At 63.7% G+C, this 19,859-nt stretch carries 17 protein-coding genes; 5 read left to right on the top strand and 12 right to left on the bottom strand.

The window, feature by feature from the left end:
* Positions 1-6 precede the first annotated feature (6 nt).
* The 4 genes from AB0H22_RS18875 (at position 7) to AB0H22_RS18860 (ending at position 4,117) form a co-directional block, all read left to right on the top strand.
* A complete protein-coding gene (locus AB0H22_RS18875) occupies positions 7-897 on the top strand; it encodes a LysR family transcriptional regulator (protein ID WP_180751153.1) in 891 nt (296 codons plus the stop codon).
* A gap of 157 nt (positions 898-1,054) precedes the next feature.
* Positions 1,055-2,239: an NAD-dependent formate dehydrogenase gene (locus AB0H22_RS18870; RefSeq protein WP_358148107.1), complete on the top strand. Its 1,185-nt coding sequence runs from the start codon at positions 1,055-1,057 to the stop codon at positions 2,237-2,239.
* A 151-nt stretch (positions 2,240-2,390) separates the two neighbouring features.
* Positions 2,391-2,759, top strand: a complete 369-nt coding sequence (locus AB0H22_RS18865; RefSeq protein ID WP_358148105.1) for a hypothetical protein — start codon at positions 2,391-2,393, stop codon at positions 2,757-2,759.
* A gap of 77 nt (positions 2,760-2,836) precedes the next feature.
* Positions 2,837-4,117, top strand: coding sequence for an acetyl-CoA C-acyltransferase (locus AB0H22_RS18860; RefSeq protein ID WP_358148102.1), 1,281 nt, complete (start codon positions 2,837-2,839; stop codon positions 4,115-4,117).
* A 31-nt stretch (positions 4,118-4,148) separates the two neighbouring features.
* On the opposite strand, the gene AB0H22_RS18855 is transcribed toward AB0H22_RS18860, so the two are convergent.
* From AB0H22_RS18855 to AB0H22_RS18800, 12 genes are read right to left on the bottom strand one after another with little or no spacing between them, the layout of a single operon-like run.
* Positions 4,149-5,747: a carotenoid oxygenase family protein gene (locus tag AB0H22_RS18855; protein ID WP_180751157.1), complete on the bottom strand. Its 1,599-nt coding sequence runs from the start codon at positions 5,745-5,747 to the stop codon at positions 4,149-4,151.
* 32 nt (positions 5,748-5,779) lie between these two features.
* Positions 5,780-6,415 carry a TetR family transcriptional regulator gene (locus AB0H22_RS18850; RefSeq protein WP_180751158.1) on the bottom strand — a complete coding sequence of 212 codons (636 nt, stop codon included), beginning with the start codon at positions 6,413-6,415 and terminating at the stop codon, positions 5,780-5,782.
* Entirely contained in the window at positions 6,405-7,202 is a 798-nt protein-coding gene (locus tag AB0H22_RS18845) for an RsiV family protein (RefSeq protein ID WP_358148099.1), read from the bottom strand. The genes AB0H22_RS18850 and AB0H22_RS18845 overlap by 11 nt, the downstream gene beginning before the upstream one ends.
* Before the next feature lie 19 nt (positions 7,203-7,221).
* On the bottom strand, positions 7,222-7,893 hold the full coding sequence (locus AB0H22_RS18840; protein WP_358148097.1) for a DUF3329 domain-containing protein: 672 nt from the start codon (positions 7,891-7,893) through the stop codon (positions 7,222-7,224).
* Positions 7,894-7,930: 37 nt separating this feature from the next.
* A complete protein-coding gene (locus AB0H22_RS18835; RefSeq protein ID WP_180751160.1) occupies positions 7,931-9,181 on the bottom strand; it encodes an MlaD family protein in 1,251 nt (416 codons plus the stop codon).
* Positions 9,178-10,518: an MlaD family protein gene (locus tag AB0H22_RS18830; RefSeq protein WP_358148095.1), complete on the bottom strand. Its 1,341-nt coding sequence runs from the start codon at positions 10,516-10,518 to the stop codon at positions 9,178-9,180. Before AB0H22_RS18830 ends, AB0H22_RS18835 begins: the two co-directional genes overlap by 4 nt.
* Positions 10,518-11,636, bottom strand: a complete 1,119-nt coding sequence (locus AB0H22_RS18825; RefSeq protein WP_180751162.1) for an MCE family protein — start codon at positions 11,634-11,636, stop codon at positions 10,518-10,520. Before AB0H22_RS18825 ends, AB0H22_RS18830 begins: the two co-directional genes overlap by 1 nt.
* A complete protein-coding gene (locus AB0H22_RS18820) occupies positions 11,633-12,679 on the bottom strand; it encodes an MlaD family protein (protein WP_180751163.1) in 1,047 nt (348 codons plus the stop codon). The genes AB0H22_RS18825 and AB0H22_RS18820 overlap by 4 nt, the downstream gene beginning before the upstream one ends.
* Complete coding sequence (locus tag AB0H22_RS18815; RefSeq protein WP_180751164.1) at positions 12,672-13,730, bottom strand: MlaD family protein; 1,059 nt, start codon at positions 13,728-13,730, stop codon at positions 12,672-12,674. The genes AB0H22_RS18820 and AB0H22_RS18815 overlap by 8 nt, the downstream gene beginning before the upstream one ends.
* Positions 13,727-15,292 (bottom strand): MCE family protein, encoded by a 1,566-nt coding sequence (locus tag AB0H22_RS18810; RefSeq protein WP_180751165.1) that lies wholly within the window; start codon positions 15,290-15,292, stop codon positions 13,727-13,729. The genes AB0H22_RS18815 and AB0H22_RS18810 overlap by 4 nt, the downstream gene beginning before the upstream one ends.
* Positions 15,292-16,149 (bottom strand): ABC transporter permease, encoded by an 858-nt coding sequence (locus AB0H22_RS18805; RefSeq protein WP_180751166.1) that lies wholly within the window; start codon positions 16,147-16,149, stop codon positions 15,292-15,294. Before AB0H22_RS18805 ends, AB0H22_RS18810 begins: the two co-directional genes overlap by 1 nt.
* 1 nt (position 16,150) lies before the next feature.
* Positions 16,151-17,008 carry an ABC transporter permease gene (locus tag AB0H22_RS18800; protein WP_180751167.1) on the bottom strand — a complete coding sequence of 286 codons (858 nt, stop codon included), beginning with the start codon at positions 17,006-17,008 and terminating at the stop codon, positions 16,151-16,153.
* A gap of 432 nt (positions 17,009-17,440) precedes the next feature.
* On the opposite strand from AB0H22_RS18800, the gene AB0H22_RS18795 reads away from it, so the two are divergent.
* Positions 17,441-19,834 carry a hypothetical protein gene (locus tag AB0H22_RS18795; protein ID WP_358148414.1) on the top strand — a complete coding sequence of 798 codons (2,394 nt, stop codon included), beginning with the start codon at positions 17,441-17,443 and terminating at the stop codon, positions 19,832-19,834.
* Positions 19,835-19,859: the final 25 nt, after the last annotated feature.

Below are 19,859 nucleotides of genomic sequence, written 5' to 3'. Positions count from 1 at the left end.
CGAGCCATGCAGTTCCGTCAGCTCGAATATTTTGTGGCGCTGGCGCGGGAACGACACTTCGCCCGTGCGGCATCGGCGTGCTACGTCTCCCAGCCGGCGCTATCGGAGGCCATCCGCAAGCTCGAACACGAGCTGGGTGTCCCCTTGGTATTGCGCGGGTCGAACTTTGAGGGACTAACCCCGGAGGGAGACCGCTTGGTCCTTTGGGCCCGAAGGATTCTCGCGGACCGTGATGCGCTGGAGCATGAGGTGACGGCGTTGCGCAGCGGACTCACCGGTGAACTGCGGCTGGGCGTGGTACCCGGCGCTGCGACCCGTGTCGCGCTCATGGCCGATGCGTTTTGCGGTGAGCACCCGTTGGTGCGGGTACGGATCGAGTCCAGCCTGCGATCCGCCGAGATCCTGGATCGCATCCGCCGGTTTGAGCTGGACGCGGGCGTGGTCTACGACGACGGGTTACAGACCGAAGGGCTGGAGGTGACCCGTCTCTACGAGGAACGCTATGTGCTGGTGGCCGGTGAGGGGTTGTTGCGTGACGCCTCCGATCCGATCGATTGGTCGGAGGCGTTGAGCCTGCCAATGTGCTTACTGCACAAGGGTATGCGTGATCGCGACCGGATCGACGAGGCGGCCGCCGAGCATGGGCTGACGGTATCGCCACGTTTGGAGGCCGACTCCGTCGCCACCCTGCTGGCCCTCGTCGGCACGGGTCGCTGGGCGGCGATCGTCGCACGGACCTGGTTCGCCACCGTGCCTGCGCCGACAGGAACTCGAACGGTGGAACTACAGGTACCGACGCTGGGCTCGCCAGTGGCGCTGGTGCGTGCCGCGGGTGAGCCCGCGTCGTTGCTTGCGCGTGCACTGGTCCAGACCACTGCGGCGCTCGACCTGCCCTGATCGGTTCCGCCTATGGGGCGGTCGGAACTTGGTCTTGGACACCCGACCATCCTGGGCCGGAAACTGAGAGTGCGTCGACAAGGACGCATCGGATAGCTGAAAAGCCATCTGCATCAGAAGAACTGGCGGCCCACAGGACTGCCGCAGAGGAGTGGTCATGGCGAAGATCTTGTGTGTGCTCTACCCCGACCCGGTGACGGGCTATCCGCCCGTATACGCCCGAGATTCGATTCCGGTCATCGGCGGCTATCCGGACGGGCAGACCTTGCCCACGCCGGAGGCCATCGACTTCAACCCGGGTGAACTGCTTGGATGTGTATCCGGGGAACTCGGCTTGCGTCGCTTCCTGGAGTCACAGGGCCATGAGCTGGTGGTCACCTCCGACAAGGACGGGCCCGACTCGGTGTTCGAGAAGGAGCTGCCCGACGCAGATATCGTTATCTCCCAGCCCTTCTGGCCCGCCTACCTCAGTGCGGAACGAATTGCCAAGGCGCCCAAGCTCAAACTGGCGTTAACGGCGGGTATCGGCTCGGACCACGTCGATCTGGATGCGGCCATCAAGGCCGGCATCACCGTTGCCGAGGTCACCTACTGCAACAGCATCAGCGTCGCAGAGCACGCCGTCATGCAGATCCTTGCGCTGGTGCGTAATTACCTGCCGTCGCACCAGTGGGTCGTCGACGGAGGCTGGAACATCGCAGACAGCGTCGAAAGGGCCTATGACCTTGAGGGATTCGACGTCGGAATCATCGCGGCCGGGCGCATCGGCCAGGCCGTGATGCGCCGCCTCAAGCCGTTCGATGTGCGGCTGCACTACTTCGACACCCGCCGGTTGCCCGCCGAGGTGGAGCAGGAGCTCGGACTCATCTACCACCCGGATGTGCAATCGTTGGTGAGCTCTGTCGACATCGTCGACATCCACGCCCCGCTGCACCCGCAGACCTACCATCTGTTCGATGCGAATCTGATCAACTCCATGCGCCGCGGTTCGTACATTGTGAACACCGCACGCGCCGAGATCACGGTCCGCGATGCGGTGGTCGATGCCCTGCGTAGTGGACAGCTCGCCGGTTACGCCGGTGACGTCTGGTACCCGCAGCCGCCGGCCTCCGATCACCCGTGGCGCACCATGCCGCACGAAGCGATGACACCACACGTTTCCGGTACCACCCTGTCGGCGCAGGCGCGGTATGCCGCGGGTACCCGGGAGATTCTCGAGGACTTCTTTGAGCGGCGGCCCATTCGCGACGAGTACCTGATAGTCGAGGGCGGCCAGCTGGCCGGGACCGGTGCCAAGTCCTACACCGCGGACGGCTCGGCCAGTCCCGGCGTGGGCACGTAGCCCGCACGAGAGTGAAGCTGCCAGGCCGCTGCTGGGGACCGATGCCCGGACAGCGGCCCGGCGGCGTCGTCGGGTGAATTGGCAGGGATCGGGCGGGATCTGGCACCGGTTGGCAGTGTCAGGAGTGCGTCACGCTGGCAGCATCGCCGACATGAGTCTCAATACGGCATTACGAGGAATTGCGGTCGGACGTGTGGCTTCGGGGATTGCCGGTTTGGCGGTCCCGCAATTGATGGCACGATTGAGTCATGTGCCGACGACCCCTGAATTGTCCTATGTGACAAGGGTATTTGGTGCGCGTGCGATAGCCCTGGGTGTGGGGTATCTGACGTGTCCCGAGTCGGAGCGGTCGCGGTGGCAGCGATTGGCGCTGATGGTCGACACCATCGACACCACGCACGGTGTCGCTCATGTGGTGCGTGGCGATCTGCCGCGACCGGCGGCGCTCTTCTGGGCGACATTCACCGGCGGTTTTATGGCGCTGGGTGCGTCCAAGCTTGCGAGGGATCTGGCGTCCTGACCGTGCGATCAGTACCAATGTTTACGCTCGATGCACCCGCGTAAACGGGCAACTGACTCGCGAGTAAGCTCGCCGCCATGACTGCTCCTGCCAAGCGTCGCGCCGTCATCGTCGCGGGCGCGCGTACCCCGTTCGTTCGTGCCTTCGGCGACTTCACCCGCATCGATACCATCGCGCTGGCCGACGAGGCCGTACGCGGTCTGCTCGACAACACCAAGATCTCGTCGAACGAGATCGAGGCCATCGTCTGGGGTGGGGTGATTCTGCCTGCCGGTGCGCCGAACATCGCCCGTGAGATCGCACTCGACCTGAAGCTCGGCCACGGCGTCGAGGGACACACCGTGACCCGTGCCTGCGCCTCCGGCCTGCAGGCCATCACCACGGCGGCTGCGGCCATCGAGCGCGGTGAATACGACGTCATGATCGCCGGCGGATCGGACTCCACGTCCAACGCCGGAGTCAACTTGCCGCAGAAGCTCATTCATGCCGCCGCTCCGCTGGCACTGGGCAAGCCCAAACCAAAGGACTACCTCGACGCCGCACTGAGCCTCGCCCCGTTCACCGGGCTGCTGCCGCGCCGCCCCAAGATCGAGGAGCGCACCACCGGCGAGGTGATGGGGGAGTCGGCCGACAAGATGGCGAAGATCCACGGCATCACCCGTGAGGCGCAGGACGAGTTCGCGGTCCGGTCACACCATCGCGCCGCCGCTGCCATCAAGTCGGGGCGCTTCGACCGCGAGGTCATCCCCGTCAACGGCGTCACACGCGATGGCTTGGTCCGCGAGAACACCAGCGTTGAAAAGCTGGCCACGCTTAAGCCGGTTTTCAACCGCGACGGCACCGTGACCGCCGGTAATGCCAGCCCACTCACCGACGGTGCGGCCGCGGTGCTGCTCATGAGCGAAGAGAAGGCGCATGCGCTGGGTCTGCGGCCGCTCGCGGCCTTCCGGTCGTGGAGCTATGTGAGCGTGGACCCGGCCGACGAGGTGCTGATCGGACCGGCGATCTCGATGCCGCGCGCGCTGGAGAAGGCGGGGCTGACTCTCGCCGACGTCGACTACCTCGATATCCACGAAGCCTTTGCCGCGCAGACGCTTTCGGTACTGGAGGCGCTCGGCTCCAAGAAGTGGGCGGCCGACCGGCTGGGGCGCTCCGAGGCTGTGGGCACTCCCGATATCGACAAGGTCAATGTGCACGGTGGCTCGGTGTCGATCGGTCACCCATTCGGCGCCACCGGCGCTCGCATGGTCACCACCATGGCAAACGAGCTGGCACTCACCGGTAAGGGCATTGCGCTGCTGGGGATTTGCGCGGCCGGCGGCCATGGTGCAAGCGCGGTGCTGGAACGGGTCGAGTGAGCGACAGGCTCCAGCACCGCCGGCCCCGGCCCTAGTGTTTGGCGATCCGATCTGTGAAGACGCCGTGATAGCTCATCGGCACGTGGAAGGGCAGCCATGCCTCGGCGGTCGGTCCCGCATCTATATGTGCGGCGTCGAAGATCATCAGCCGACTGCGGTGTGAGGCTTCTTCGTAACCCACCGTCAGCACCCATCCGTCCTCTTCGGCGGCATCGGCGCTGCGCGGAATGAAGGTCGGCTCGACCAGTGCATTTCCTGGCGGGCAATACTTTTGAGTGTCTCCGGTCCGGTGGTCGATTCGCGCGATACCCGCGCCCTGGGTGTCGTCGGCACTCTGCACCGCCACGTAGGTGATGTTGTGATGCTGGGTGGAACGGCGCTGGTCGAATTGAGGGAACTCGCACGCCAGGTCCGTCACCACGTCCTCGGTGACATGGCCTGAGCCGCTGATACGCAGTCGGGTGATGCGTACGGCGTCGTCACGTTCGGTATTGGTCAGGCCGTCGTACACGGTCTTCATGTCCAGTCGGGTATCCGCACCCCAGCGCTTCATCCCGGGCAACGTCGCGAGGGAGAGCCGGGCCAGTTCCACCACGACATCGGCTCCGTCATCGAAGGCGTTGGTGTAGTGCCATGAATAGAACGGATCGGTCTCGATCACCCGTACCTTGCCGCCGTCGCGCGGTGCGAGGATGAGATAGGTCGGTTCACCCTCTTTGACGCTCATCGAGTCCCACATCGAGACACCGCCGAACAGCGCGCGAGGGTCGATCCGGTAGGGCGAAGCGGTGAATATCGCGTACCGCGGCGTCAACGCCATGTCGTGGATCAACGGGATACGCGTCAACCCGGGCAGCGGTACCGACCGGACGTAGTGGGTTTGTCCGTACTTATCGGTCTCGTAGAGCCGCAACTTAAGACGCGGAATCGCTTCGCTCGCCAGCTCCCTGATTCTGCGTACCCGCTCCGCGCCGTTGGGTGCCGTGCGTATCCAGGCGGGATCGATGCGGGGGTAGAAGGGGTCGATGCCGAAGTTGACGTAGCTCTCCTTGATTGGGTCATAGGTGTAGTGCGCCGAGTAGGCGCCCACCGGACCCTGCAGGGCGCCACCCAGGCTGCATGCTCCAATGGTGTTGAGGGTGTCCAGGTCCAGCCGATGCGGCCGGCCGCCTTCGTGCAGTGCCAGCAACGAGTTCGATTCGAGCATCACGCTGGTGTTGGCGGTATTTGCCGGCATCCGTCCGAAGTTCCGGATGGCGCCACCAGGGCGCTGGAAGACGAATCCACGCTTGACCATCGACCCGGCCTTGGTGGTTTCCAGATAGTGCTTGGTGCGCACGAACCTGTTGCGGAAGTGGACTCCGGTGCCGTCCAGGATGAAGGCGCTCACCATGCCATCAGCATCGAACAGGCTCTTGACCTGGGAAGTGCCAATGTTCCAACGCCCCGAACCATTCCGGTAGAGCGTTCCGGTGAGCTCGGGCGGCAATGTGCCGGTGATCTCGGTGACGGCGAGATCTTCCTCGCCGCGAATGCTTTCCCAGAAGCGGGAGGGAGCGCCGTGGTCGGGCAGGGCTGGGGGAGTGACCAGCGCAGGGGATGAAACAGACAGGCTGTCAGTTACGGTCATAACCGACAGCCTGTCTGTTTAAGGTGTAGGTGTCAAGGGTTGTCGCGAAGGGGCCCGTTGAATAACGGAAGTCGTGCCCCGCCCTCCCAGCACATGACCGTCAGATGCTCGACGAGATCGGCCCTCGACATCGTGCCGGTCCGGCGCCACCATGCCGTCGAGGCCGCCACCGCCCCAATCATGGCGCGCGACCAGGGACCGGCGGCAGCGGTCTCTGAGTTCTGGGCTGAGAGATTCATGGTGAGCAGCAGCTCCGCGCTATCGGCCAGCTGCTCGAAGAGGCCGTGGGTATCGTCGTCGCCGACGAACGCTTGCCCGCCGAGCATTCGATAGAGCTCGGGTTCCTCTTCGATCCATTCGCAGAGAGAGTCGATGAAGGCGGCGAGGCGTTGGCGGTCGGTCGCGTCGCTCGGAGTTTTCTTTCCCGTTTTGACGAGGATCTGAGCCGCGTGCCGTTGGCTCAACGCCGTCAGCAAGGATGCCCGGCTGGGAAAGATGGCATATACGACCGACCTGACGAATCCAGCCTGCCGAGCCACCTCGGCAAGCCCTACCTGCGGTCCGCCCGTTCTGACCGCCCGCTCGGCCGCGTCGAGCAGTTCTTCACGTCGCCGTTCGACATCGACGCCGGGTCCGGTTGGCCGTCCGGGTCGTCGACTACCCGCCATATCCGGGTCGGAGGATCGGTGCGATGGCGCCGATCGGGATATGCGCCTCCACGCTGCCGCCATCCATCGAGTACACCCGCTGGCCGGGGGAGTAGTCGATCGGATAGTCGTGCGCCACAGGGTAATCCGGCATGTAGATGATCAGCTCATCCGGTGTCAGCGCCCACGCCTTGTACGCACCGGAGTACACCTTGTCCGGGGTCCAGCGGTCGGGCGTGAACGGGTAGGTCTGCGGGGTGTGCCCCGGTGCCGACCGGTCCAGCGCCTCGATGATGAACGGCTCGGCGATCGGTGGAATGGCACCCAGGTCGCCCCCCTTCAAGATGTCCTTGAGCATGATTCGCTTACCGCCGTCATAGTTGAAGGTCCGGTATGCGTTGTTCACCTGCGGGCCGTTGGCGTGGTAGTCCTCATGGAACACGATCGACGTGGTGCTGCCATGGTTAAACACCTGGAAGTTCTCTTCGCCATAGCTGTCCTGAATCATGTCAGAACCCTTGGCTTTCCAATTGTTGTACAGATTGCGCAGGTACTCGTGGACCTCGGGGTTGCTATCCACAAACTCTGGGATGGCGACCTTGATATCGCGATCGGCCTTACGCGGCGAGGACACCACCGTACGGCAGTACAGCCCGTCGAAGTTGCCGCCGAGCTCGCCACAGAAGGACTGCGCCGACGCTGCCGCCAGCGGCGCGCCGCTGAGTGCGGTACCGGTCGCCACTGCAGCGACAACCGCCCCGGCAACCCCTCGGACTACCCGCCTGGCGAAGAGCTTAGAAATCCGCATGAATTACCTTTCCGGCGGTTTACAGGTACTCGAGCTTGCTCGCTAGCCAACGGCCATCGATCTTTTCCATCGTGATTCTCATCCGGCTCCGGTCGACGCGCGGATCGGGCCGTTGGGTGTTGGTGATGCTCTGGTCCACCATCATCAGCAGCACGACCTTGTCCGGAGACTGGGACTGGATCGCCGAGTTCACGACCTTGCCGTGCGCGGCAGCCTTGTTGTCGACCAGCAGCTGACGCAGCTGCACGCTGGCCTTGGTGAACTCGTTCTTGAGTTCGCCGGTGGACCCGTTGAGGATCTGCCGGAAGTTCTCGTCCACGCTGTTGGTGTCGATGCTGGTCAAGATCTCGGTGTACGGGACGGCGATGGCTTGTGCCTGCTGTCCTGCCGCATCGATCTGGTGCTGCCGCCATACCTTCCAGCCGACGACACCCGAGAACACGAGCGCGCCGATCAGAATCGCCGAAACGGCGCCGACGACGGCATAACGTACCCAAGTCAACCCCGCGGCGCTGCTCTTCGCGTCGTCCGAGCTAGGTGCCTCCGAATCAGACACAGCCGTCGGCTCGACGTCCTCGACCTCGGTCTCGGTGGCATCCGTCTCCGCAGCAGAGTCGACGGCGTCCTTGTCCGCTTTTTTCGCGGAGGCGTCGTTTGTGGAATCGACGTCTTCTTTGGTCATAGTGACCACGGTAGTGGCTCCTTGAATCTGGATCGCAGGTCAGGCATCAACGCGGCGGTTCGATCGGCAGTGTCGGTCCACCATATGGGGTGGGTACCTGGAACCTGCCCTTTGGTGTCGGATCGGCCTTCTGGCCCATATCGGCTCCCTGGGGTGGTCCGGCGGTGTCGTCCCCTGCTGGTCGCGGCGCATTCTTGGCGCCGCGGATCAGGACCGCCGGATCCTCATCCGCGCAGTAGTTCGCGTAGAGGAACGGCTCCGGGTAGTCGGCGGCCGACAGTGGCAGCCTCGGTGTCGCGTAGTCACACACGTAGCGCGGGTACAGATCGGCGGTGGCCCAGATGCCGCCGTCGTGCATGATGCTCATGAGGGCGTCGAACACCGAACCGCGGTAGGTGGGGAACAGTGCGTTCAGTGCCGGAACGCGCAGGTAGAGCAGCTTCGACGCGGTGGCGAGGTTGCCCAGCAGGGTGACCATGGTGTCGGAGTTGTCGGCGAACAGGTTGTCTACCGCGCCCAGCGTCTTGGGGGTCTGGTCGACGAGCTTGCGGTACCCGTTCTGCATCTTGTCGATACCGCGCAGGGCTCGGCCCAGGCTGTCCGCGGTGGCCTTGATACCGGAGTTCTTGTCGGCGGCAAGGGTCAGCACCACTCGGCTGGTCTTGAGGACGCTGGTGGTCTCCGGCAGCACCGAGTCGAGGGTGTTGAGCAGGAAGGTACCGCCGTCGATGATCTCGGTGAGCTTCTTCGGGCCTTCCTTGCTCAGGCTCAGTTCCTTCTTGATGAGCTCAAGCTTCTTGGGTTCTATCTGTGCGAGCAGACCGTCGGCGTCCGCGAGCAGTTTGGCCAGCGTGACGGGTACCTGGGCACCTTCGGCGATGACACTGCCGTCGTGCAGGAACGGTCCCTGGTCCGAGACGCCCTCGAAGTTGATGTACTGCTCACCGGCCGGTGAGAGACCCGTGACGCGCACCTTGGCGGCGGTGGGGATCTTGTACTTCGACTGGATCTCGGCAACAGCGTTGACGCCCTGTTGGGTGATCTCCAGCGATTGCACGGAGCCGATCCGCACGCCGCGCAGGGCCACGTCCTGGTTAGGTAGCAGACCACCCGACTCCGGAAGTTTCACCATGACGCGGTAGGTACCCGCCAAGGGGCTGACCCGCAACGCGCCCACCATGAGGTAGGCGATCGCGACGAGCAGCACAGTCCCCAGCGCGATGCCGGAGAGCAGCATCTTCTTTCGGTGCCCGGCCCGGACGGTGCCGACGAGTCCGTTGGCGATGGCGTTGATCATTGGCTCATCACCTCTGGCGCGGGGGCCGGTCCGGGCGCGGGACCGGGAGCGGGTCCTGGTGCCGGAGCCGACGCGGGATCAGCCTGTCCGGGGGGCGGCGGTACCGGAGCGCCCGGCGGCGAGGGTGCAGGTGCGGGCGGGCCCGGTGGAACACGCTCGATCACACCAGGTTCGGTTGGGCTCGGCCGCATCTCAACGTTCTCGCCGTATACGCCCTTGCCGACGACGCGTTCCTGTAGACGCCAGAGCGTGTACTTCATGGAGCCGACCAGCTGGGCCCAGTTGTAGCGCTTGGGGCCGTGTGAGCCGAGATCGCCCTTGAAACCTGCATCCGGCATCGATCCGAGAATCAGCCGGTCGATGCTGACCCGCACCGAGATCGCGTTACTCGGCGTTGACTTGATGAGCGTGGTGATCTGCCGGTTGAGGTTGTTGATATCGACGGTCGGGTCTTGCGCGATCTCATTCCAGGCCCGCGCAATGGTATTCGCGTCGCCGATGACGCTCCGCCCACTGGTATCGGTGCCTGCGATCGACGGGAATTTCTGCAGCTGCCTGGTGGTGTCACCGATCTGCAGGATCAGCTGGGAAAGCTGTGCGGTGTTGGCGGCGAGGGCCTCGGTGGCCGGGTCGGCCTCCTTGACGATATCGGTGAGTGTCTGGTTCTTGGCGTCCAGCTGATCGGCCAGCTGCGAGGTCTGGGTGAGCGCCTCCGAGATCTGCGAGGATCGCGAATTCAAGGTCCCGAGAAGACGATTCGAGTCTTTGATCAGGTCGCCGAACGCCTGGCCCTGGTCGCCGGTCGCCTTACCGAAACCGTTGACGATATTGGTCAAGTTGCGTACGGCGCCACCGTTGGAGACGAGCGCGGCAGAGCTCAGCACCGACTCCACCGTCGCGGCGGCGGTCGTGGAGTCCAGGCCGATGGTGTCGCCGTTCTTGAGGATCGGTGCGTCCGATGGTGCACCCGCTGGGGGGCGAATCGAGACGAAGACATCGCCCAGTGGGGTCGCGGAACGTAGCTCGGCGGTGCTGCCCTTGGGCAGTCGGACGCCATCGAGAATGCGCAACGTGGTGATGGCGGTGTAGTTGCTCACGCGCATCTCGTCGACCTGGCCCACATCGGCGCCGGCGAGTTTCACCTTGGCGCTGTTGGGGAGGTTCAGGACGTTCGAGAACAGGGCCGTCAGGTGATAGCCACCGGATCCGACACCGGGAGCGGGCAGCGGCAGATCGCCCAGGCCGTTGGTTGCGCATCCCGACAGCGCCGCGGCGGCCAGCACGGATACGGATGCCGTGCTGGTCAACCTGGTGATCAGTCGCTTGCGTGTAGCCATTACTTTTGCCCCATCGCCGCGAGCCCGTCGAGCACGTAGGTAAGTCCGAAGTCGGGGCCGTAGTCCTGCAATGTTCCTGTGCTGCAGCCCAACTGGCGCAGGCCCATCATGTTGCAGATCTCCTTGCCGGTCTGGCTCTCGAACAGCAGCTTGTCGGTGAGGAACCGTGCGCGCAATGCCCCGTTGTCCTGGTCGATGATGTTGTACAGGTTCTCCACAGCCAGGGGTGCGATGTCGAGGACCTCGGAGAGATCGCGTTGTTTGTCCACCACCGTCTTCAGGGCCGTATTCCCGTTGAGGACAGCGGCCTTGATGTTGTCGCGGTTGCCTTCGAGGAGATCGCCGGCCTGCTTGACCAGTTCGTTGAGCTTGCGACCCGTGGTACCTGTGCCCAGCGCCTCGTCGTCGATGACCGAGCTGAGTTGGTGGATCGTGGAGGCGAAGTCGCGCAGCTTTCCGTCGTTGGTTGCCGCGGCGTCGAACAGTGAGCTGATGTTCTTGATGATGGTGGTCAGCTGTTCTCGGGTGGTCACGCCGCCCTCCGAGCTCAGCCGCAGCGCCTTGGACAGCTCGTCGAGACCTGACTTGATCTTCTCGCCGTTACCATCGGCCACCCCGGCGGCCGCGTTGATGATGTCCCCGACCGGTCCCTGGCCCTTGCCATCTCCCTTAAGTGATACCGACAGCTGGTCGAGCACACCCAACACCCGGTCGAACTCGACCGGAGTCTTGGTGTGGTCCAGCGCGATCGTGTCACCGTCGTTGAGCGTCGGTCCGCCGCGATAAGGCGGGGACAGCTCCACCTGGCGGTCGGTCAGGATCGACGTCGACAGCGTGACGGCCTGCACATCGGCGGGCACCTTCACGTCCTTGTCGACGGTGAACTCCACCTCCACATATCCCGACCTCGGAGTGATCTTCTTGATCTGGCCGACCGGCATACCCAGCACCGCAACCACATTGGACTCATAAAGCCCGGACGCATTGTCGAACTGCGCGGTCAGCGTGATGTGATCCAACTTCGACTTCACGTAATACGCGCCCGCGCCCACGATGGCCGCAACGACCACCGCGATCGCCGCGATGACCGCGACGGCCCGACCCTTCCCGCTACTCATTTGCAGTCCTTGAAGTACTGGATCTCGCCGAATTGCTTGGCGCGACCGCTGATTGCGCACATCCAGGAGTCGACGACCAGACCGTTGGGTGCGTTGAACTCGATGGCGTTGCCGGTACCGGTGGCGTTGGTGACGCCACGCAGTGCCACGGGAGCGATCTGCAAGATGTTGCGCAGCAGGTCGTCGTGCTGGCCGAGCATGTCGGTGAGCTGGCGCAACGTCTTGAGCATGTCATCGAGCTGCGGCCGATCCTTGATGACGATCTTGCTCAGCTCCTCGACCAGGTTGGTGAGCGATTGCATCATGGCGTGGAATGTTCCGCGGCGCACCACGAATTCGCCGATCAGGTTCTGGCCCTGGTTGATCAGGGTTCCGATGCCCTGTTGCTGGCGGTGCAGCGTGTTGGTGACCTTCTCGGTGCTCTTGAGTAGCGTGCCGAGTTGGTCGCGGCGCTCCGCGATGATGGAGGACAAGGTCTGGATGTTCTGCATGGCCTGCGGGACCACCTCGGGCAGTCCGTCGAGCTGCTTGCCCAGAATGCTCAGCGACTGTCCCACCTTGTCGAAATCAACCTTGTCGAAGGTGTTCGTCACATCCTTGAGCGTGGCCTGCAGATCGTAGGGGACCTCGGTGTGCGCCAGGTCAATCGTCTTACCGGGCAACGACCCCGGCCCTTCGGGACGTAGGTCCAGGAACCGGGAGCCCAGAATGGTGGTGACCCGGATCGAGGCCTTGGTGTCCTTACCCAGTTTCACGTCATCGCTGACCGAGAGCTTGGCCTCAACGTGATCGCCGACCAGCTTCATCCTGGTGACAGTCCCCATCGGAATGCCCGCCACGGTGATCGGCTGGCCCGCCCGCAGCGACGCGGCCTGCGCGAACTCGGCGGTGTAGGTGGAGTACCCAAAGCCGATGGCCTTGATGAGCAGCATCCCGCCCACGAGTGCGCCGATCACGGCGATCGCGATGAACCCCAGCCAGGTCTTGTTGTAGGTCTCGACCGGTCGGTTCTTGATCTTCTGCCACCTGGATTGCTCAGCCATTGGCCATGTTCCTGCATCGGGGGGTGTGTTGCGTGACGTTGCCGGGGGTGGCCGCGTTGACGATGATCGGCACGACATCGTTGAGGCCGGGGAAGAAGCCGGTGATGTTCAGGTCGCAGATGTAGGCATTGCCGTACGCGCCGTTCTCGGTGATGCGGGCCAAGCCCTTGAGTAGCAGCGGCAGGTTGCCGCCGAGGAAGGCCAGCTTCGGTTCGATTTCGACCATGTGCTTGGCGAACCCGGGCTGGCGAGTGATGAGCTCGTCGAGAGAGGGGTTGACTTCGTCGGTGATCTTCGAAAGGCGGCGCAGGGTTTGGGCCAGCGAGCCCACCGAGGACACCAGCTCGGGACGGCGAGAGTCGAAGTCCGCGATTGCCTTGCGGGTGTTGGTGATCGTCTTATCGAGGCTCTCGTTCTGCTGCGCCAGGTTGCCCGTCACGGTGCTGAGGCTGGTGATCACATTGCCCAACACCTGGTCGTGGCCCGCGAATGTCTTTGTCATCGTGGAGGTTTGATCCACCAGTGACGTGATCGAGGCCCGATCGCCCTGCAGTGACTGAATGACACCCTTGGTGAGATTGTCGGCCTGTTCAGGGGACAATGTGCTGAACAACGGCTCATATCCATTGAGCAGCGTGGTCACATCGAATGACGGGTCGGTGCGTTCCATCGGGATAGTCGTCCCGCCGGCAAGCACATTGGTATCGCCCGTCTTACCGATCGACAGGCCCAGATACCGCTGACCCACGATGTTCTGATACGTCACCGAGGCCAGGGTGTTGCCGTACAGCCTCTGGTCGTTCTGGACGACGAAATCGACCTTCGCCTGGTTGTTGTTGACCAACTCGATCTTCTCGACGCGGCCCACGCGCACACCCGCCATGCGGACGTCATCACCATCGCGTAACCCGTACACATCGCTGAAAATCGCCGAGTACGCGGTGGTGCCGCCCGCGACATCGCGACGCAACGTGGCATACACCAGCCACGTCAACGCCAACGCAACCGCCATAAAGACGGTCAACGCGATCAACGGACCACGGAACTTCATTGGGAACCTTCCTTCGCAAGCGACACCGTGGTGCCGCGTACGACCGGGCCGAGCAGCAGTTGTGTGGAGGACGTGGCCGGTTTGGTCGTGATCATGCTGAGCTGACCACGCTCGACGTTGCTGCCGATGGGGCCGACATTCCCGCCGAACGACGCGGGCGCGATTGGTGCACCTCCGCCGTCACGTGCGCCGGGGGCGACCGGTGCGGCCGGGATCGGAGGCGAGTGCGGTGGCGGTCCTTCGTCCTCGGGGTCGGCGGTGCCGGGAACGCGGGGTGATGGGTAGGGCTGCCACGGCGGCAGCGGCGGGTTCGGGTCGGTCAGGTTGGGGCCTCCCGGCGGCACGACCAACGGCGGGCCCACCGCGACCAGATTTCCGTTGGGGCCCACCACGGTTCCGCGCGGCGGCGCCACGTCCGCCGGCACCTTGTAGTTCTGTGGCAGCAGCTCGTCGGGCATATCGGGCCGCACCACGAGCTCGGGTGCGGTGTAGCAGCTCGGTCCCTTGAGCTCGCCGTACCGGGGGCAGTCAGCCCGCGTGTAGCTGTATCCGGGGGTCAAGGACAGGTTCACCCGCATGTTGCCGGTGTCCACATCGGACAGCCAAGGATTCTCAAACCACTTCTGGCTCATCTGAGTCAGCTTCTGGAAGATCATCTGGAACTTGGGCGCGTTGTTGGCGAAGGTGCCGAGGACGGGCGTCAGGTCGGTTGTCACACCGATCAGCTGATCGGTGTGATTGTCGAATGCCTGCCGGGTGGTGGTCACTGTATTAAGACCGCCGTGCACCAGGGCCGTCAGCTGCTCGCGCTTCTCGACGAAGGTCTGCATCGGTTTCACGGCGTTGTGTAGCGAGTCGAGCAGCTCTGGTGCGGTCTGCTTGAGGCCTTCGGTCGCGTTCAGCAGGGCGTTGACGGTGGATGGGCCGGTGTCGGTGGCGACGATTTCGTTGAGCTGGGCGATGAGCCGGTTGAGCTGGGCGCCGCCGGTGAGCAGTTTGACGCGGCGGTTGTCGGTGGCGGCTCCGAGGGCCGCCAGGATGCCGGTGGAGTTGTCGTCGCGACCGCGGCCGGTGGCGGCGAGGACGTCGCGCAGCTTGCTCACCGTGGTCTGGAACAGAACTGTGGGCAGCTGGGTGTCCTCGGCGATGTGCGCGCCTTCGCGAATGGGGGCGCCGGGCCCGCGATCGACCAGCTGCACGGAGGACACCGCGAACACGTTGCTGGGAACCACCCGAGCAGTGGTGGTGTTGGGGATGGACTTGGCGTACTCCGGCCTGAGGTTGATGTGCACGAGGTTGGGCTGGCCGTTGGCGGCCGGTGTGACGTTGTCGACCTCGCCGACTAGCACGCCGTGGTACTTCACATCAGATTTCTGCGGCAGGCCGTCACCGACGTTGACGAGGTCGGCAACCACGCGGATGTAATCGTTGAGACGTCCCGTGGACTTCAACAGCATGAGACCGGTGACCAGGGCGGCCACCAGGATCATGGCGAGGCCGGTCCCCAGCAGGAGCTTCTCGGAGGGCCCACGGCCGTCCGTTTCAAAGGAATTCCCGGCCATTAGCCACCCAACCTCGCACCGGCGTCGACGCTCCAGAGCGCCATGGTGAGCAGCATGTTGATGATGATCACCAGGGTGATGGCGGCGCGCATGGCGTGTCCGGCGGCTACGCCCACACCCTCGGGACCGCCGCTGGCGTAGAAGCCGTAATAGCACTGGACGGTCGAGGCGACCCACACGAAGATGACGGCCTTGATGATGGAGTAGACGATGTCGATACCGCTCACGCCGATACCGAAGTAGTGCAGGTACGAGCCGATGGAGCCGCCGCTCATGATGCCCACCATGATCTGGCAGGAAAGGTAGCTGACGGCGAGACAGGCGACATACAGCGGAATGGTGACGACCGTGGCTGCCATCAGCCGGGCGGTCACCAGGTAGGGGATGGGCCGGATCGCGATGGAGTCCATGGCGTCGATCTCTTCGGAGATGCGCATGGCACCGAGCTGTGCGGTGAAACGGCAGCCGGCCTGTACGGCGAACGCGATGGCAGCCATGATCGGGGCGAGCTCGCGGGTGTTCACCAGTGACGAGATGATGCCGGTCGCCGGCCCCAGCCCGAGCAGGTCCAGGAAGTTATAGCCCTCGATGGCCACCAGCCCGCCGGCGATGATGCCCAGGACAATCATGACGCCGGCGGTACCACCACCGACCACGAGAGAGCCGTTGCCCCAGGCGACATCGGACAGGTGCCGCAGGAACTCCTTGCGGTAGTGGCGCAGCACGATCGGGACGCCGGCAATCGCGCGGAAGAAGAAGGCCACCATGTGACCCAGCCGAGTGATCGGCTTCTGGGCCTTGTTGTAGATACCGACGAAGGGCCGTGCAATCGGGGGTACATAAGTTGATGCGGTCATGTCACAGCCCCGTCCGCGGGAACATCATGATGTAGAGCTGGCTGATGGCGAGGTTGACGGTCATCAGCAGCAGGATCGACTCGACGACGGCGGCATTCACCGAGTTGGCCACACCGATCGGGCCGCCCTTGGTGGACAGACCCTTCTGGCAGGCCACCACCGCCACGATGGCGCCGTAGATGATCGCCTTCAAGACGGCCAGGATCATGTCGCCGGGGGTGGCGAAGGCCGAGAACGTCGAGACGAAGCTGCCGGGTGCGCCGTTTTGCCAGTAGACGTTGAACAGGTAGGCGCCCAGGAACCCCACAAAGCAGACGACACCCGTCAGCGCGACACCGATCATGATGGCGGCGGCGAACCGCGGGACGACAAGCCTGCGGATGACGGAGACGCCCATGACTTCCATCGCGTCGGTCTCCTCGCGCATGGTGCGGGAGCCCAGGTCGGCGGTGATGGCCGAGCCAACGGCCGCGGACATGAGGAGTGCGGCGACGAGCGAGGCGGCCTGCCGGATGATGGCGATGCCACTGGCGGCGCCGGCGAGCGAGGTCGCACCCACCTGGCCCGCCAGCAGGGCGAACTGGATCGACAGTGTGACACCGATGGGCAGGGTCACCAGGATGACGGGCACCACGGCGGTGCCGGCTTGGAAGGCGCCTTGCCTGACGAACTCCTGCCACTGGAACTGGCCGGTGAACAAGTCGACGAAGAACCACTGGATGGTGCGCACGCCCAGCATGAACTGCTCGCCGACCGTCTTGAGTGATTCAAGAGGGTGACGCTTGACGTATCCGGTCGTCCAATCCTGGATCGCCGCGACGCCATCAGTGGTGGCGCGGTGCTCGTCCTGTGTGGTCATCGCAGGTGGCCCGCACAAACGCAGCTCAGAGCGGTGGCGGCTACGGCGATCAATACGGCTCCCTGTGTGACCTGAGACACAAATCCCAGCAATCTACGAGTACGTCTCGGACATCATGGGCTATTCAGTTCCTGGATGCACACGAAACGGCAAAATAGATTCAGCGTTGAACGTAAATTGACGGTCGTCTACTGGGGTTGTAGTACCCCGGCGTCGCCGCGGTTTCCGCGTTTGCCACCAGCGTCTAATTGCTCGCCGTAAACGCTTGTTGACGCTTCTAGCTAACTTTCGTCAACCACTTTGCGTGAGTTGGACCGCCTGCACACGCGATCCGCAGCGACCGGGGCGAGTCTGGGGCATTGCTGTAATCAGAACAATCTCGGGTCGACACGTTCCTGAAATCGCGGCTATGAGGTGGATCACACGCTTACAGTGCTGCTCACGTTCTGGGTTTCCTCAAAGGAGAGGGTTGCGGTCTTGTCTAAGCGACATCGGAAGTCATCAAAAAAGGTCGTTGTCCAACGCACCGTGACCGCGGCGGGGGCAGTCGCCGCGACCGCGAGCTTGGCTTTCGTCGGGCCCACCGCGCAGGCTGCTGCCGCCGCGCCGGACTATAAGGGCGCGGTCACAGACTCTAGGGACGCGCTCAATAACTACTTAGCGGGAACCAATGCGATCGGATCGGCGGCCGGAGGCGTCTGGAATCCCATCGCCGGCCAGACCGGCGGGTTGCTCCCGACGTTCGGGACGACGCTCACGCACTCGAATCTGACCAGGATCGCCGATCTTCCCAATGTTCTGCGCAATCTCGCGAGCACGCCGCTGCCGACGGGGGTGCCCGGAGTCATTCCGAGTATCAAGATCCCCGGCCAAGGGTTTGTCGACCTTCCGCTTCCGACGACCATTCCGGGCGCGAATCTGATCAACGGCCTGGCCGACGTCCTCGATGGCTTGAACCACGCGCCGATCATCGGGCCGATCGTCAACGAGCTTCCACCGTTGAGTGACATCGTCGACGGACTGATCGCAGAACAGGACAAGTTCACGGCCGGTTATAACTGGCCGCTGCTTCAGGTCAGTGGTCTGACCACCCTTACCAATACGTTCATCCAGACACCCAGCGGGCTCAACATCAAGATTCCGGCCGCTCTTGATCCTTTGGGCGTGCTCCCGGATTCGGTCCGGGTCCTTCCGGACGGCTCACTTCCGAACGTCACGGCCTGGGTTCCGATGGGTGCGGGGAACTATAAGTTCCCTCTCGGGATGGAGACCGGCTGGTGGGCCACTGCGCCCACGCTGGTCGTCGACGGTGGCCCGCTGAACTTTCAGCAGGTCCTCTCCGTACCCATGTGGGCCAATGGCATCACGGCTCCCCTCGGTCTGGGGCAGGCCGGTCAGTTCAATGCGCATGTGCTTATCCCGACGGAAAATGGCATCTATTCGCCGATCGGTACGACGTTGTCGAACTTCTCGATTCCGATGCTGGGCCTCGGCATGACGAATCTGAATGTGACGACCGGTAATTACATCGGCACCAATGGATTCAATATCAACAACGGACAGAACGTCATGGTGTTGCAGATGCCGTTCACCGGGGCGCTGCCGATACCGATCGTCTACTCACTCGGCGGATTCAACATGGGTACCGAGGGCGTGGGATTCACCCTGCCGTCGCTCTTCGGCGTGGGCCTCATGCCGACCTTCCAGCTGGGCACGGCGCCCGGAGCCAATACGCCTCTCGGAATCATCCCGCCGAACCTGATTCCGACGGGCGCTATCGTGCCGACCCAGCTCATCACGGTCACCGGCCTGCTGAGCACAGCGCTGGGAATCCCGGACCCGACGGTCGAACTCGCGAAGGCCCTTACTCCTCTATATAAGGGGTTGGTCACACCGTTGATGACGCCGATCTCGGATCTGCTCACGCAGCAGTACGGGAATCTCTTCAACGGGGCGGCGTCGAACACCCTGCAGGCGTCGAAGTTCTACAAGGACGTAATGACGCAGCTCGGCAGCCTGATCGGTGCCGCCCCGACGACTCTCTCGTCCCCGGCGCCCAACGCCTTGGCGGCCGCGGCGACGTCCGCACCGGCGGCGAAACAAGCTGAGACCCCTGCTGCTGCGTCGAAAGAGCTGGGCACTCCGGCGCCCGAGGTCAAGCAGCTTGAGGCTCCGAAGTTGGATCTCGGATCGAGCCTTGTCGCGGTCAAGGACAAGGTCGCCGAGAAGGTCACGTCCGCACCGGCTTCATCATCGGTGCCCACGGCTTCGGAGTTGAGTGCCGCACCGGTCGGCGAGCCCGCGGTCCGACCGGCTGCCGAACCGTCGAAAGAAGAAGCCAAGGACGTCGCCAAAGACGATGCCAAAGTCGACGCGAAGGACAGCGCGAAGGACAGCGCGAAGGACAAGGCCAAACCTGCCAAGCCGGTGGTGAAGGAGAAGCTGCAGGACAAGGTCGACAAGGCCAATCAGTCGCTGAAGAAGCAGGTCACCGACACCATCAAGAACACCGGAGGTGTCGTCACCTCCACCGTCACCAACACCGTTGAGTCCGTCAACGGTATCGACGGTGAAGGTGCGAAGTCCTCGACGACCAACGACTCAAGCGCCGCCAAGGAATCCAAGGCCAAGCAGGACAACGACTCCGGTAAACACCACGATGACGGTGCGACCGGGAACTCCAACAAGGTCAAGGTCAAGACGCCCAGCGAGTCGGGCGGCAAGCACCGCGCATCCGACGCATCGGGCGGCGGTTCCAACGGATCGAATGCCGGCGGCGGCTCAGACGGCTCCGGCTCCCACGGCGGATCGGGCTCCAAGAGCTAGCGTCCTCGACACGACGCTCTCGGGA

It is taken from the genome of Mycobacterium sp. NPDC050853, assembly GCF_040653875.1.
GTDB lineage: Bacteria > Actinomycetota > Actinomycetes > Mycobacteriales > Mycobacteriaceae > Mycobacterium.
This window is presented reverse-complemented; position numbering and strand designations above follow the sequence as displayed.